This is a genomic window from Bifidobacterium goeldii (assembly GCF_003951095.1).
GTDB classification, from domain to species: Bacteria; Actinomycetota; Actinomycetes; order Actinomycetales; family Bifidobacteriaceae; genus Bifidobacterium; species Bifidobacterium goeldii.
Map to the genome: position 1 here is coordinate 24,924 of NZ_QXGL01000002.1, position 15,103 is coordinate 40,026.

Here is a 15,103-nt window from a genome sequence, read left to right on the forward strand (position 1 = left end):
CCACCGGGATGAGTAGCTTGCTGTTAGTGACCTAGCGATTCAGCTCACTTCGCGGAATCGTTGTCATCCGAGTCGCCGCCGAGGTCAGCGGAACCCAGATCACCCAGATCGCCAAGGTCAGCGGAACCGAAGTCACCCAGATCGTTCTGACCGCCCTGGTCGTCCAGGAAGTCATCCGGGTTGAAGTCGTCGCCGAGCTTCAGGTCGCCGAAGTCGATGTTGGAGAAGTCCACATCGCTCAGATCAGCGTCAGAGAAGTCGGTCTGGCCACCGGCCACGTCAGCACCCAAGCCGAAGTTCGGGTAGATCGTGTCACGGATCGCCTTGTCCGGCTCCACCACAGCGTTACGGTAACGAGCCAGGCCCGTACCAGCCGGGATGAGCTTACCGATGATGACGTTCTCCTTGAGGCCCTTCAAGTCATCAACCTTCTGGCTCAGGGCGGCTTCGGTAAGCACACGCGTGGTCTCCTGGAAGGAAGCAGCGGACAGCCACGAATCGGTGGCGAGCGAAGCCTTGGTAATACCCATGAGCTCCGGACGTGCCACAGCCGGCTTAACGCCCTTAGCCACAGCAGCCTTGTTCGCTTCCTTCAGACGAGCCATGTCAACGAGCTCGCCCGGCAGCAGCGCGGTGTCACCGGAGTCAATGACGGTGGCGCGACGCAGCATCTGGTGCACGATGACCTCGATGTGCTTATCGTGGATATCCACACCCTGCGAACGGTACACGGTGTGCACTTCGTTCACGATGTTGACCTGGGCGGCACGCGGGCCGAGGATGCGCAGGATCTTCTTCGGATCGACAGAACCCTCAACCAGCTGCTGACCAGCCTTGACGTGATCGCCGTCCTTGACCAGCATCGGTGCGCGACGAGTATCGGTGTACACGCGCGGCTCAACGCTCGTATCATCCGGGGTCAGGGTCACCTGGCGGCCGTGATCAGTGTTCTCCACCTTCACCACGCCAGAGAACTCGGCGATCGGCGCCTCACCCTTAGGCGTACGAGCTTCGAAAAGCTCGGTAACACGAGGAAGACCCTGGGTGATATCGGAAGCCGCAGCAACACCACCGGAGTGGAAGGAACGCAGCGTCAGCTGCGTACCAGGCTCACCAATGGACTGGGCAGCGACGATACCCACAGCCTCGCCGACGTCCACCAGCGTGTTGGTGGCCAGCGACCAGCCGTAGCACTTGGCGCACACGCCGCGCTTGGACTCGCAGGTAAGCACAGAACGAGCCTGCACTTCTTCGATGCCGTGAGCGACGAGATCCTTGAGCACGTCCATCGACAGAGCATCATCGCGCTTGTACAGCACGGTGCCGTCCTTCGGATCGACCACGTCGGCTGCGAGCAGACGCGAGTACGGACCACCGTCAGCAGCCTTGACGAGCACGAGGTTACCGTTCTCATCATGCTCGCCGACCTTCATGGTCAGGCCGCGCTTGGTACCGCAGTCTTCTTCACGCACGATCACGTCCTGAGACACGTCGACCAGACGACGAGTCAGGTAACCAGACTCTGCGGTCTTCAGTGCGGTATCAGCCAGACCCTTACGAGCACCGTGCTCGGAGATGAAGTACTCCAGCACGGACAGACCACGACGGTAGTTGGATTCGACCGGTCGAGGAATGATTTCACCCTTCGGGTTGTTCACCAGACCACGAACGCCAGAAATCTGGTTGATCTGGGTCATGTTGCCTCGTGCACCAGATTCAACGATGATCGACAGGTTGTTGCGCGGGTCGAAGTTCTTCTCGATAGCCTTAGAAACTTCTTCACCGCACTTGGTCCACACGTCGATAACCGCCTGACGACGATCCTCTTCCGTATAGAAGCCCATGTCGAACTGTTCGTTGATCTTCGAAACCTCAGCCTCAGACTCAGCGACCAGCTGGTCACGTTCCGGCGGCTCAACAACGTCAGAGAACGCGAAGGTCACGCCAGACCACGGTGCGCGGGTGAAGCCGAGATCCTTGAGCGCGTCAAGGGAAGCGGCCACCTGAGCGGTGGAGTAGCGGGTTGCGATATCGTCAACGATCTTCGACAGGCGCTTCTTCGGCGCCGGCTCGTTGACGAACGGGTAGTCAACCGGCAGGGTCTCGTTGAACAGGATGCGGCCCATCGAGGTGGCGAACAGCACAGTACCGTCGTGGAAACGCTCTTCGTGCACGACATCCGGGCTGCCCGGCTCCGGGTCCACAACCTTCACTTCGCCCGGCTCCCAGCCGGCCGGCAGCACGAAGTCCTTCGGCATACGGATCAGCACCATAGCCTGCATGTCAATCTCATGCAGGTCGAGTGCCATCTGCGCCTCCGCGTAGGAGGAGAAGATGCGGCCCTGGCCCTTAGCGCCGTCCATCACCGTGGACAGGTAGTACAGACCCAAGATCATATCCTGAGACGGCATGGTCACAGTGTGGCCATCAGCCGGCTTCAGAATGTTGTCGGAAGCGAGCATCAGGGAGCGAGCTTCCGCCTGCGCTTCAGCGCTCAACGGAAGGTGCACTGCCATCTGGTCACCATCGAAGTCAGCGTTGAAAGCGGCGCAGGCGAGCGGCGGCAGGTGGATAGCCTTACCTTCGACCAGGATCGGCTCGAAGGCCTGAATACCCAGACGGTGCAGGGTAGGTGCACGGTTGAGCAGCACCGGGTGCTCGGCGATAACCTCTTCGAGCACGCCCCACACTTCGGAGTCGCCACGGTCCACGAGTCGCTTAGCGGACTTCATGTTCTGCGCGTAGTTCAGGTCCACGAGACGCTTGATGACGAACGGCTTGAACAGCTCGAGTGCCATCGGCTTCGGCAGACCGCACTGGTGCATACGCAGCGACGGGCCGACGACGATCACAGAACGGCCAGAGTAGTCGACTCGCTTACCAAGCAGGTTCTGACGGAAACGACCCTGCTTACCCTTGAGCATGTCAGAGAGCGACTTGAGCGGGCGGTTCGAGGCGCCGGTAACCGGGCGGCCACGACGACCGTTGTCAAACAGGGAGTCAACAGCTTCCTGAAGCATGCGCTTCTCGTTGTTGAGCATGATCTCAGGAGCGCCAAGCTCGATGAGTCGCTTCAAACGGTTGTTACGGTTGATCACACGACGGTACAGGTCGTTCAGATCGGAGGTAGCGAAACGGCCACCATCCAGCTGCACCATCGGGCGCAGATCCGGCGGGATCACCGGGATGACGGTCAGTACCATGGCATCCGGCTTGTTGCCGGTGGTCAGGAACGCGTTAACGACCTTGAGACGCTTGAGTGCGCGAGCCTTGCGCTGGCCGGAGCCAGTTTCGATCTCTTCGCGCAGCTGCTTGGAAGCAGCCTCCAAGTCGAAGTCCTGCAGGCGCTTCTGGATTGCTTCAGCACCCATGCAGCCCTGGAAGTAGTCGCCGTAGCGATCTTCCATTTCACGCCACAGATCAACATCGCCTTCCATGTCGCCCGGCTTCAAGTTCTTGAAGCGGTCGAACACGGCGTTCAGACGCTGAATCTGATCGTCGTAACGCTGGCGAATAGCAGCCATATCGCGCTCAGCACCGTTGCGCAGCTTAGCGCGAGCCGGGCCCTTCGCTTCGCCTTCAGCTTCGAGCTGAGCGAGATCTTCCTCGACCTTGCGGGCACGAGTTTCGATCTCGTTGTCGCGGCGCTTCTGCAGGTTGCCGATCTCAGTATCGAACTCGTCCTGCAGGTCAGGCAGATCCTGATGACGCTGCTCTTCATCCACGCTCGTGACCATGTAAGCCGCGAAGTAGATAACCTTCTCCAGGTCCTTCGGCGCAATGTCCAGCAGGTAGCCCAAACGGGACGGCACACCCTTGAAGAACCAGATGTGCGTCACCGGAGCAGCCAGCTCAATGTGACCCATGCGCTCACGACGCACGCGAGACTTGGTCACTTCCACGCCGCATCGCTCGCACACGATGCCCTTGAAGCGCACGCGCTTGTACTTACCGCAAGCGCACTCCCAGTCGCGAGTCGGGCCGAAAATCTGCTCACCGAACAGACCGTCCTTCTCAGGCTTCAGGGTACGGTAGTTAATGGTTTCAGGCTTCTTGACCTCGCCGTAGCTCCAGCCGCGAATATCGTCAGCGGTGGCCAGGCCGATCCTCAGTTTGTCAAATGCGTTGACGTCCAGCACTCTGTATTGTCCTGTCTTTTGAAAAGTTTTCAATCACTGCTCGTCAGGGTTGTTCGGTTCAGGCGGGCGGCAGCGAAGCATAAGCCTCACGCGCTTCGCCCGCCTGTGTTACCGAATCAATCCCGTGGGATCACTGGTACTCGGGCTCCGCAGCCTTCTGGTCTTCCTTAGCGGCCGCGTCAGGGCGAGCGCCAATGTTGAAGCCGAGATCAGCACCTGCGGAAGCGGGATCGTCGTCCTCATCCTTCATGTCGATAGCCTGGCCTTCAGCGTTGAGCACTTCGACATTCAGCGACAGGGACTGCATTTCCTTCAAGAGCACCTTGAACGACTCAGGGATACCTGCCGGCGGCAAGTTCTCGCCCTTGACGATCGCGCCGTACACGCGCACGCGGCCGTCAACATCATCGGACTTGGTGGTCATCATTTCGTGCAGGGTGTAAGCAGCACCGTAGGCCTCGAGGGCCCACACCTCCATCTCACCGAAGCGCTGGCCACCGAACTGAGCCTTACCACCCAGCGGCTGCTGCGTGATCATCGAGTACGGGCCAGTGGAACGTGCGTGGATCTTATCGTCGACCAGGTGGTGCAGCTTCAGCATGTACATGTAGCCCACGGAGATCGGCTTCGGGAACGGCTCGCCAGTACGGCCGTCGAACAGCATTGCCTTACCGTCTTCGCCGACCATCTGGTCGCCATCACGGTTCGGCAGCGTCGACTTGAGCAGGCCCTTAATAACCTCCGGGCGCACACCGTCGAACACCGGGGTAGCCACCGGAGTACCCGGAGCACCCTTCTCAGCACCCTTCGGAATGTACTTCTTCCACTCAGCCTCAAGATCCGGGTCAAGCGAAATATCCCAACCGGAGTGCGCGATCCAGCCGAGGTGCAGTTCCAGCACCTGGCCGAGGTTCATTCGAGAAGGCACACCCAGCGGGTTCAACATGATGTCAACCGGGGTACCATCCGCGAGGAACGGCATATCCTCTTCCGGCAGAATGCGGGAGATACAACCCTTGTTACCGTGGCGGCCGGAGAGCTTATCGCCCACCGTGATCTTACGGTGCTGAGCAATGTAGACGCGGATCATCTGGTTGACGCCGTTGGGCAGCTCGTCGCCGTCCTCCTCAGCATCCTCGCGAGTGATCTCCTTCACCGCGATAACGGTACCGGTCTCACCGTGAGGCACGCGCAGCGAGGTGTCGCGCACTTCGCGGCTCTTCTCGCCGAAGATAGCGCGCAGCAGGCGCTCTTCCGGAGTCAGTTCGGTCTCGCCCTTCGGGGTGACCTTACCGACGAGGATGTCGCCGGCCTCAACCTCAGCGCCGATGCGGATGATACCGCGCTCGTCAAGGTTAGCCACCGCGTCCTCGCCAACGTTCGGCAGGTCGCGGGTGATCTCTTCAGCACCCAGCTTGGTTTCACGAGAATCGATCTCATACTCTTCGATGTGAATCGAAGACAGAGTGTCGTCCTGCACGAGGCGCTGCGAAATAATCACAGCATCCTCGTAGTTGTAACCGTTCCACGGCATGAACGCGATGAGCAGGTTCTTACCGAGGGCCAGATCACCCTTCTCGATAGCAGGGCCGTCAGCCAGCACGGTGCCAGCTTCCACGCGCTCGCCATCCTTGATGATCGGACGCTGGTTGTAGCAGGTCGTCTGGTTGGAGCGCTGGAACTTAGCCAGCTTGTAGGTGGACTGGGTGCCATCGTCGTTCATCACGCGGATGATGTCAGCGGACACGTAGGTCACCACGCCCGGCTTCTCAGCGATGATCACATCGCCGGAATCGTAAGCCACGCGCCATTCGGAGCCGGTACCCACCAGCGGGCGCTCGGACTCGACCAGCGGCACGGCCTGACGCTGCATGTTGGTACCCATCAGCGCTCGGTGGCCCTCATCGTGCTCGAGGAACGGGATCAGGGAAGAACCGATCGACACCATCTGGCGCGGGGAAACATCCATGTAGTCGACTTCGCTCACCGGCACATCGACTGCCTCTTCCTCGTCCATACGAGCAAGAGCCATGTTGTTCACGAAACGACCGTTCTCGTCAAGCTCCTGGTTAGCCTGCGCGATAACGTGGCCGACTTCCTGGTCAGCGGTCATACGATCCACTTCATCAGTGACCTGGCCGTCCTTGACGCGACGGTACGGGGTTTCGATGAAGCCGAACGGGTTGACACGGCCGAAGGTTGCCAGCGAGCCGATCAGACCGATGTTCGGGCCTTCAGGAGACTCGATCGGGCACATACGGCCGAAGTGGGATGCGTGCACGTCTCGCACTTCCATGGAGGCGCGATCGCGGGACAGACCGCCAGGGCCCAGAGCGGACAGACGACGCTTGTTGGTCACGCCAGCCAGCGGGTTGTTCTGATCCATGAACTGCGAGAGCTGAGAAGTACCGAAGAACTCCTTGATAGTCGCGTTCACCGGGCGGATGTTGATCAGAGACTGCGGGGTGATTGCCTCGGCGTCCTGCGTGGTCATACGCTCGCGCACCACGCGCTCCATGCGGGCAAGACCGGTACGCAGCTGGTTCTGAATCAGCTCGCCGACCTGGCGGATACGACGGTTGCCGAAGTGATCGATATCATCAACTTCGACCTTCAGGTCCACGTCCTCGCCGTTGCGCTTGCCAGCGAAGGTCTTCTCGCCCTGGTGCAGGGTCATCAGGTACTTGAGGGTAGCGATGATGTCCTCGCGAGACAGGGAGCGGTCGTTGATGTCCGCTTCGAGACCCAGCTTGCGGTCGATCTTGTAACGGCCCACGCGAGCCAGATCGTAACGCTTGGTGTTGAAGTAGAAGGAATCGAGCAGGTTGCGGCCAGCCTCCGGAGTAGCAGTGTCGGAGGGGCGGATCTTGCGGTAGAGGTCGGTGAGAGCCTCGTCCTGCGTTTCGATAGTCTCCTTGTCGAGGGCATCGGTGATCAGCGGGTAGCCGTCGAACGCGTCGCGGATTTCCGGCTTGGTCATGCCGATAGCCATCAGGAAGACGATCGCGGACTGCTTACGCTTACGGTCGACGCGCACGCCGAGCACGTCGCGCTTGTCGATTTCGAACTCGAGCCATGCGCCGCGGCTCGGGATGATCTTCGCGCCGAATACGTCCTTGCCGGAAGCGCGGTCGTGCGTGCAATCGAAGTAGACGCCCGGGGAACGCACCAGCTGGGAGACGATGACTCGCTCGGTGCCGCCGATGATGAAGGTACCGTGCGGGGTCTGCAGCGGGAAGTCGCCCATGAACACGGTCTGGGACTTGATTTCGCCGGTGTCGCCGTTCTCGAACTCAGCGTTCACGTACAGCGGTGCAGAGTAGGTGTAATCCTTCTCCTTGCACTCCTGGACCGTGTGACGCGGCTCCTCGAAGTACGGCTCCGAGAAGGTCAGAGACATGGTTTGTGCGAAGTTCTCGATCGGGGAGATCTCCTGGAAGACTTCGTCGAGACCGGAGGTGTGCGGGACGGTGATAGTGCCGTTCGCCTCGTCCTCTTCGACGCGCTTCTTCCAGCGCTCGTTGCCGATCAGCCAGTCGAAGCTGTCGGTCTGTACCCCAAGCAGGTAGGGCACTTCGATAGGCTCACGGATGGAGCCGAAGTTCACGCGGTCCGACGCCTTGTGCAGATCGATGTCATGCTGGTCGGCGCGTGCGATGATGGTGTGGGTGTTCGTCGTAGCTTGAGTGTCAGCCAATGGACGTTCCTTATCGCTCGCTAATGTCGTTCGAATATGTTCCCGGAAACGCCCCGCACGGCCACCATATGCCTGTTCGCGGGCGCTTCATCATTGTGGACATGCCCGCTATATGACATGCACTTACGCAAAATCAATAATCTAGCACATTTTCGGGCGTGTCGCAAGCGTGTTTGGGATGTTGCGAGTTGGGGTAAGTCTGGGCCGACCTGTTCGCAACTCACGCCCGCCTATTCGTAACTCACGCCAGCCTTATGTATTGCGTGCATATCCGGACTTTTCCCCATTTGTGTGCATATCCGGACCATTCTTCCGTTTGTGTGCATATCCGGACCCGTTTGTGTGCATATCCGGACCCGTTTGTGTGCATATCCGGACCATCATTGTGTGCATATCCGGTTCATTACCTCGTTTGTGTGCATATCCAGTCTATTCAAAAGGCTAAGGGGGTATTCAAATGGACCGGATATGCACACAACGGAGAAAGGTCCGTCCTGGGTACTGCACACGGTGAGTACCGTGCAGTGATCGCAACGCTTACTGCACAGTGATGGTGACGGGGTCGCTTGTGACTGCGGGGTGATCTTTAAGGCTGAGCCGTGCGATGTAGGTGCCGCGATCTACCTTCGGCAGATCGTCCTGGTTCTCCACGCAGGTATCTCCCGTGCGCGAGGTGTTCCACGTAATCGTGTCGGTTTTCTTATCGCCCTTGGCCATGAGCAGCATGCGCGAATCGGCTGGGCATGAGTCGGAGCGCCAAATCACATCATTGCCGGAGGAAATCGTCAACACACGCGACTCATTCGACGCGTTAATCAAACAGCTTGCCGAGCCCGTGTAGCGAATCGTCGCCGAAAAATCGAGGGAGCCAGCCAATGGCACCGATTGCGAGGCAGCGGTCAACTCAAGTTTGATATCGTTCTTGCCGCAATCTTTCACACCGCTGGTTTTCTTCGGCTCAGGGACCGCGGAACGCGTCACCTCATCCGGTGTCATCGCGTCACCGATCGCTGCAAGACCGCGCCCCAAACTGTATATGCAGAAAATAATCAGCGCGATTACTACCAGCAGTGCTACACCAACCACGATGCGACGGCGGCGATACATCGCCCGCTGCTGCTTGCTGAGCTTACGTTTGCGCCCCTTTATGGCGCTCGTGCGTGAGGCCGACGACCTCGGCGCGCCCGCCTTCGCCGACTTCCGCTGTACCATAACTCCCCAGTCTATACCACGCTTTTCGCGCGGCGATGCTCGCCTTGTACGATTCTCGCGAACGTTGTCATATAGTTGCTGACCTGTCAGCGTGGCAGTCGCACGCCACCGTCTGGCAGCATTTCAATCAAGCCATCATTATCAAGCGACGCCACACATTGATCAAGTTGCACATGGTCGCTCCATAATGCTTCAACCTGTTCGCGCGGCAATACCGGCGCATTCGCTGGCAGCGTGCGCAACGCGTTGAGCACCAATCCTCGCACCTGCCGGTCAGTGCCTGCAAACCGTTGCCGCGGTCTCGTGTGCCGCTCGCCTAAGCCTGGTCGGCCGGCGGCTAGAAAAGCACAGTCGTCACGCACTGGGCAAGAGTCGCACAACGGGTTTTTCGCAGTGCACACGGTGGCGCCAAGTTCCATGACAGACTGGTTCCACGTCACCGATTGTGCGGCATCATCCGGTAGCACACGATTGGCAAGCTGACGCTCGGCAGGTTTTGCCGCGCCGCCAAGCGACTCTTCGCCGCGGAACACGCGTGACAATACGCGTCGAATATTCGTATCGATTACCGCAATGCGAGCGCCGAATGCGAAGCTCATCACTGCCGACGCCGTGTAATCACCAATGCCGGGCAGTCCGGTCAGTTCATCGTAAGTGCGCGGCAACTCATCGGCGTACTGGTCGCGCACCACGCGCGCGCATTCCTGCAATCGCAACGCGCGGCGTGGATAGCCGAGCCTCCCCCACGCAGTAATTACTTCGGCAGTTGTCGCATCCGCGAGCGCCGCCGCATCAGGCCACGCGTGCATCCACGTTTGCCAATATGGCACGACGCGGCTCATCTGCGTCTGTTGACTCATAACTTCGGAAACGAGCACGCCCCACGGGGTTGCGCGCCCGAACCGCCACGGCAGATCGCGCGCATTCGCCTCCCACCATGCGGCAAGCTTGCGGCGGATGGGTTCGCTGCGTTCGATGTCGCTCATATGAGTCTTTCTACTACCATCAGCTGGAATTACGGGCTCGCTACGCGAGACAGCTACATTCCCTTGCCTCACCCTATCGGGTTCTCGACGTCGCTACTCGGATAAGTATTCCTACGGAATACTTCTTCGGCCAAAGGCCTCACTTCGCCTACGGAAAGTCCACCGGGCTTTCCGCTTAACGGCTCAGCACTGGGCTTCCTCATCACGCTCCGCCGGCGAAACCCAGCTGACGCCAGGCCTCGTAGATGGCGATGGAGGCGCAGTTGGTGAGGTTGAGCGAGCGCAGGCTTGGGCGCATGGGTAGGCGCACTTGTTCGGCGACGTGCGGGCCGGCCATAATGTCCATCGGATCGGGAATATCGCCCGGTTCAGGGCCGAAGAGGAGAATGTCGGTCGGCTTGTATTCGACTTCGGTGTACAGCTTCGTAGCATGCGCGGTGAACGCGATAATGCGCGAGTTCGGCATGGATTCGACGAGATTGTCGAAGTTTGGGTGGAGCACGACGTGCGCCATGTCGTGATAGTCGAGACCGGCGCGGCGCAGCTTGGTATCGCGCAGATTGAAGCCGAGCGGCTCAACCAAGTGCAAAATCGTACCGGTTACCGCGCACAGGCGGATGGCAGAACCGGTGTTGCCGGGGATGCGCGGACTGTAGTAGCACAAGTGCGGGGTTGCGGTTTCAGCCTTGGCAGCATCTTCGGCGGAGAGCATTGCGTCGACAACGCTGATCGGGTTGCCGTGCGCGTCGGTTACCAGCTCGTCCGGGCCGTAATTCGACTTGCGATAGCCGTATTCGAACATCTTCTCGACCTTGGCCTCGGGGTTCTGCGGCTCTTGCTCCTGCTCCGTCATTGTCATCACCTCTACTCGTGCGCGCCGTACGTAATCCGTACATAATCCGACCTTCGAGCATAAAACAGCCCCTGCCCACACGGGCATACGATGGAAATGCGTCTTCCTATGCCATCGCGTGCACAGTACCCAGACATGCGATGGAAAATCAGTACGAAATACCATCTCGTGCGGCAATGAGCCCGCACAGCACCCGCACGAGATGGAAAATGCAGACTCGGATGCCATCGCGTGCCCAATAATCTGGGCATGAGATGGAAAATCGATCAGTAATTCCATCGCATGCGTCAGCTGATTTGCACAGGATGGATTGCATCGTCGTAATAACCATCCCGTGACCGGATTTCGGCACAATATGAGGGCATGAGATGGAAAACCCGTAGCGTAATTCCATCCCATGCTTAATACATCACGCACGCGATGGAAAGAGAACACGAAATGCCATCGCGTGCGTCGATTCAGCACCAGCTCGGCGTCAATTCAACGTGACAATTGACACCGTGTCAACCTACCAACACCGAATCAGTTCTTGAAGCTGTGGATCGGGGCGGGGATGCGACCGCCGCGGTTCACGAACGCCTCACAGCTCGTGTTGTTCACTGGCATGATCGGCGCATAACCCATAAGGCCGCCAAAGTTAGCCATTTCGCCAACGCCCTTGCCCACAACAGGAATCACGCGCACGGCAGTGGTCTTCTGGTTGACCATGCCGATAGCTGCCTCGTCGGCGATCAGGCCGGAAATCGTCGCAGCGGAGGTGTCGCCGGGGATGGCAATCATGTCGAGGCCGACTGAGCATACGCAGGTCATTGCTTCGAGCTTTTCCATGGTGAGGCAACCGGATGCAGCCGCGTCGATCATGTTCTTATCTTCGGAGACTGGAATGAACGCGCCAGAAAGACCGCCGACATACGAGCTCGCCATGATGCCGCCCTTCTTGACTTGATCGTTGAGCATGGCGAGCGCTGCCGTAGTGCCAGGCGCGCCAACCTGTTCGAGACCGATCTTCTCGAGCACTTCGCCAACTGAATCGCCTACGGCTGGGGTTGGTGCGAGTGACAGGTCGATAATACCGAACGGTACTCCGAGTCGACGTGATGCTTCCTGCGCAACCAACTGGCCTACGCGCGTGATCTTAAACGCAGTGCGCTTAATTGTTTCACACAGAAACTCGAAATCCTTGCCTTTAGCCGCATCGAGTGCGCGCGAAACCACGCCTGGGCCAGATACGCCGACGTTAATGACGGCATCGCCTTCAGTCACACCGTGGAAACCACCGGCCATGAACGGGTTATCGTCAGGCACGTTGCAGAACGCGACGAATTTGACGCAACCGTAGGAATCGTTGTCAGCAGTGCGTGCAGCAATGTCTTTGATGATATGACCGAGCAGCGCGACCGCGTTCATATCAATACCGGTTTTAGTAGAGCCAACGTTTACAGAAGAGCAAACGATGTCAGTTTCGCTCAATGCTTGCGGCAGCGAGCGAATCAGCATCTCTTCAGCCGGGGTCATCGCTTTCGAAACAAGCGCGGAGTAACCGCCGATGAGATCAACACCGACCTCTTTAGCGGCGCGGTCGAGCGCGTGCGCGATTTTGACGAAATCCTCAGAAGACTTGCATGAGCTAGCGCCGACGAGTGAGATTGGCGTAACGGTAATGCGCTTGTTGACAATCGGAATGCCGTAATCCTGCTCAATAGCCTTACCGGTTGCTACAAGATCTCTAGCATACGTGGTGATTTTGCGGTAGATGTTCTCGCAGGTTTCGTCAACGTTGGCGGATGCGCAGTCGAGCAGCGAGATGCCCATCGTGATCGTGCGCACATCGAGCTTCTCTTGCTCGATCATCTGATTGGTCTCGTGGACCTCCATGATATTCAGCATGGTTGAGTTCCTTTCGGCTTGGTCCGGCGAGATCAGATGCGGTGCATCTTGGTGAAGATCTCCTCGCGCTGGCAGCGGATGCGCACGCCGATATCGTCGCCGAGATCCTCAAGATTGCCGACCATTGCGCTGAAATCTTTGTCTGCGTTCGCATAGTCGACGATCATCATCATGTTGAAGAAACCGTCGATAATGGTCTGCGAAATATCGAGAACGTTGACATTGTGCTGAGAAAGATACGTGCACACGCGAGCGATAATGCCAACGGTGTCTTGACCGACGACGGTAATAATTGCCTTGTTCATGAAGCTCCCTGAATGACGGATGATCGGAAATAGACTTTCGAACATATGAAAAACGGGTGCTCCCTAGTATAAGGAGCACCCGTTACGATCATGTGATTCGTCTCACCAAGCCACAGGGAACACTAGCGTTACGAAGCCAGTTCTTTAGAGTCCACATGCACTGGCGCCAGCTTTGGCGTTTCCTTATGCTCCTTCAGCAGGAAGGACAGCGCGAATACCAGCACCACGAGCACCATGCCAAACATGTAGCCGTAACGAGAACCATCCACAAAACCTTGCGCCGGGTTCGAACCGCCAGCGGCCGTGTAGCCCGCCTGGCCAACGCCGAGCAGACAAGTGGCTACGGCGGTGGCGATAGCACCGCACACCTGCTGCATGGTGTTCATAATCGTGCTGCCGTCGGCAGCCATGTGACCGGGCAGTGACTTCAATGCTGCAGACTGTGCGGACTGCTGAATGAACGGGATACCGATCATCACGAGAATATGCGCGGCGAGGAACAGGATAATCGGCGTGGACACGCCAATTGCGAAGAACAGCGCGCCACCGACGATAGTCAGTACAGAGCCAGTCCAAACGAGTCGCTTTGCACCGTACCGGTCGAACATACGACCAGCAGCCAGCGTGCACAGTGCATTAATCACACCGCCAGGCAACATGAGCAGGCCAGCAACGGTGGAGCTCAAACCCAGACCGCGTTGCAGTTCCTGCGGCACTAAGTACATGAATGCCAGCGTGCAGGAGAACGAGCAGCTGATCATGATGGCCGGCGTGCGGAATGCGGCGATGCCCAGTGCGCGCAGGTCAAGCAGCGGATCCGCAATCGTGAGCTGACGGCGAGCGTAGAAGGCGAGCACAACAACGCCGATAACCAGCAGTGCAATAACGGCGGCAGAGAAGCCCATGTCGCTGATTAAGCTCACACCAGCAACAAGGCAGCCGAAGCCGATTGCTGAAGCAAGAATGGAGATAACGTCTACGTTCGGGCGCGTACGCTCGATTGGAGTGACGAAAAACAGCGCCGTGCATACGATTGCAGCAATGGCAACGATGGCAAACAATGCGAAGATTGCACGCCATGAGAACGCGCCAATCAGTGCGCCAGCAATGGTCGGGCCAATAACCGGAGCAAACATAATCACTAGGCCAGCAACACCGTTTGCTGCGCCGATCTTGTGCGGCGGGAACACGCGCATAATCGCCGCGTACATGGTAGGCAGTGCGATGCCAGTGCTCACGCCCTGCATGATACGGCCGGCAAGCAGAATCGGAAAAGTGGGTGCAATAGTACAAATAATCGCACCAGCAAGGAAGCAGACCAGCGCAAACAGCACTAGGGTTTTCGCTTTAATCCACTTGAGCATAAAGCCCACGCACGGCAGTACCACGCCGATAGCGAGCATGTAGCCGACGACCATCCACTGTGCAGTGCCGGACGAGATACCAAAATCGGCCATCAAGTCAGGCAGAGTGATGTTCATAGACGTTTCAGACAGCATGCCCAAAAACACGCTGATATATAGGCCGAGCATGACCTTATGCGGGTGATCGAAATGTTTGGGCGCGTCCGGTACGAATGCGGAATCGGCCAGTTGGCTCTTACGAATGGTTGTCTGGTTAGCGGACAACGGAATCCTCTTCTTCATATCGATGTTGTTACCGCCGCGCGCCGCCCGCCACGCATATGCTCGCATGCCGATTTCGCGCAGATTCAACCCGCGCGATGCGGTGTGCGACTTCATTGGCGAGCGCCGACAACCCCTAACGTCCGGGTCACGATCGGCAACAAAAAATCGCATGCCATGCGGCAAACAAGACACCGTATGGCATGCGATTATTCAAGACGAGAAGTGATCGTAATACTTTTTTTAATTCTTCGTAAGTAAGGCCGGGCGTGTCGTAGAGGAATCGCACGACGCGTGATGCCATACTTTAGCGGCTTGCAGCCGCAAACGCTCCCCCAGTCTTCGCTACGCTCAGACAGCCCCCTCAGCAAGGACAACGCCGTATAGAAAAACAGCCCA

Annotated in this window: 8 protein-coding genes; all 8 read right to left on the bottom strand. The window is 58.3% G+C overall.

Features of this window, described 5'->3' with window-relative positions; translation table 11 throughout:
- Nucleotides 1-44 precede the first annotated feature (44 nt).
- The 8 genes from D2E25_RS03790 to D2E25_RS03825 all read right to left on the bottom strand — a co-directional run bounded on the left by D2E25_RS03790 (nt 45) and on the right by D2E25_RS03825 (nt 14,725).
- Complete coding sequence (locus D2E25_RS03790; RefSeq protein WP_241217000.1) at nt 45-4,139, bottom strand: DNA-directed RNA polymerase subunit beta'; 4,095 nt, start codon at nt 4,137-4,139, stop codon at nt 45-47.
- Between the two features lie 130 nt (nt 4,140-4,269).
- Nucleotides 4,270-7,836 (bottom strand): DNA-directed RNA polymerase subunit beta, encoded by a 3,567-nt coding sequence (gene rpoB / locus D2E25_RS03795; RefSeq protein WP_125979959.1) that lies wholly within the window; start codon nt 7,834-7,836, stop codon nt 4,270-4,272.
- A gap of 537 nt (nt 7,837-8,373) precedes the next feature.
- Nucleotides 8,374-9,048, bottom strand: coding sequence for a hypothetical protein (locus D2E25_RS03800; protein ID WP_420897320.1), 675 nt, complete (start codon nt 9,046-9,048; stop codon nt 8,374-8,376).
- An 86-nt stretch (nt 9,049-9,134) separates the two neighbouring features.
- On the bottom strand, nt 9,135-10,034 hold the full coding sequence (locus D2E25_RS03805) for an HhH-GPD family protein (RefSeq protein WP_125979961.1): 900 nt from the start codon (nt 10,032-10,034) through the stop codon (nt 9,135-9,137).
- 202 nt (nt 10,035-10,236) lie between these two features.
- Entirely contained in the window at nt 10,237-10,887 is a 651-nt protein-coding gene (locus tag D2E25_RS03810) for a tRNA (cytidine(34)-2'-O)-methyltransferase (RefSeq protein ID WP_420897321.1), read from the bottom strand.
- Between the two features lie 522 nt (nt 10,888-11,409).
- Nucleotides 11,410-12,774: a PFL family protein gene (locus D2E25_RS03815; protein WP_125979965.1), complete on the bottom strand. Its 1,365-nt coding sequence runs from the start codon at nt 12,772-12,774 to the stop codon at nt 11,410-11,412.
- 32 nt (nt 12,775-12,806) lie between these two features.
- Entirely contained in the window at nt 12,807-13,079 is a 273-nt protein-coding gene (locus D2E25_RS03820) for an ACT domain-containing protein (protein WP_125979967.1), read from the bottom strand.
- A 128-nt stretch (nt 13,080-13,207) separates the two neighbouring features.
- Nucleotides 13,208-14,725 carry a DHA2 family efflux MFS transporter permease subunit gene (locus D2E25_RS03825; RefSeq protein ID WP_125979969.1) on the bottom strand — a complete coding sequence of 506 codons (1,518 nt, stop codon included), beginning with the start codon at nt 14,723-14,725 and terminating at the stop codon, nt 13,208-13,210.
- Between the last annotated feature and the right edge of the window lie 378 nt (nt 14,726-15,103).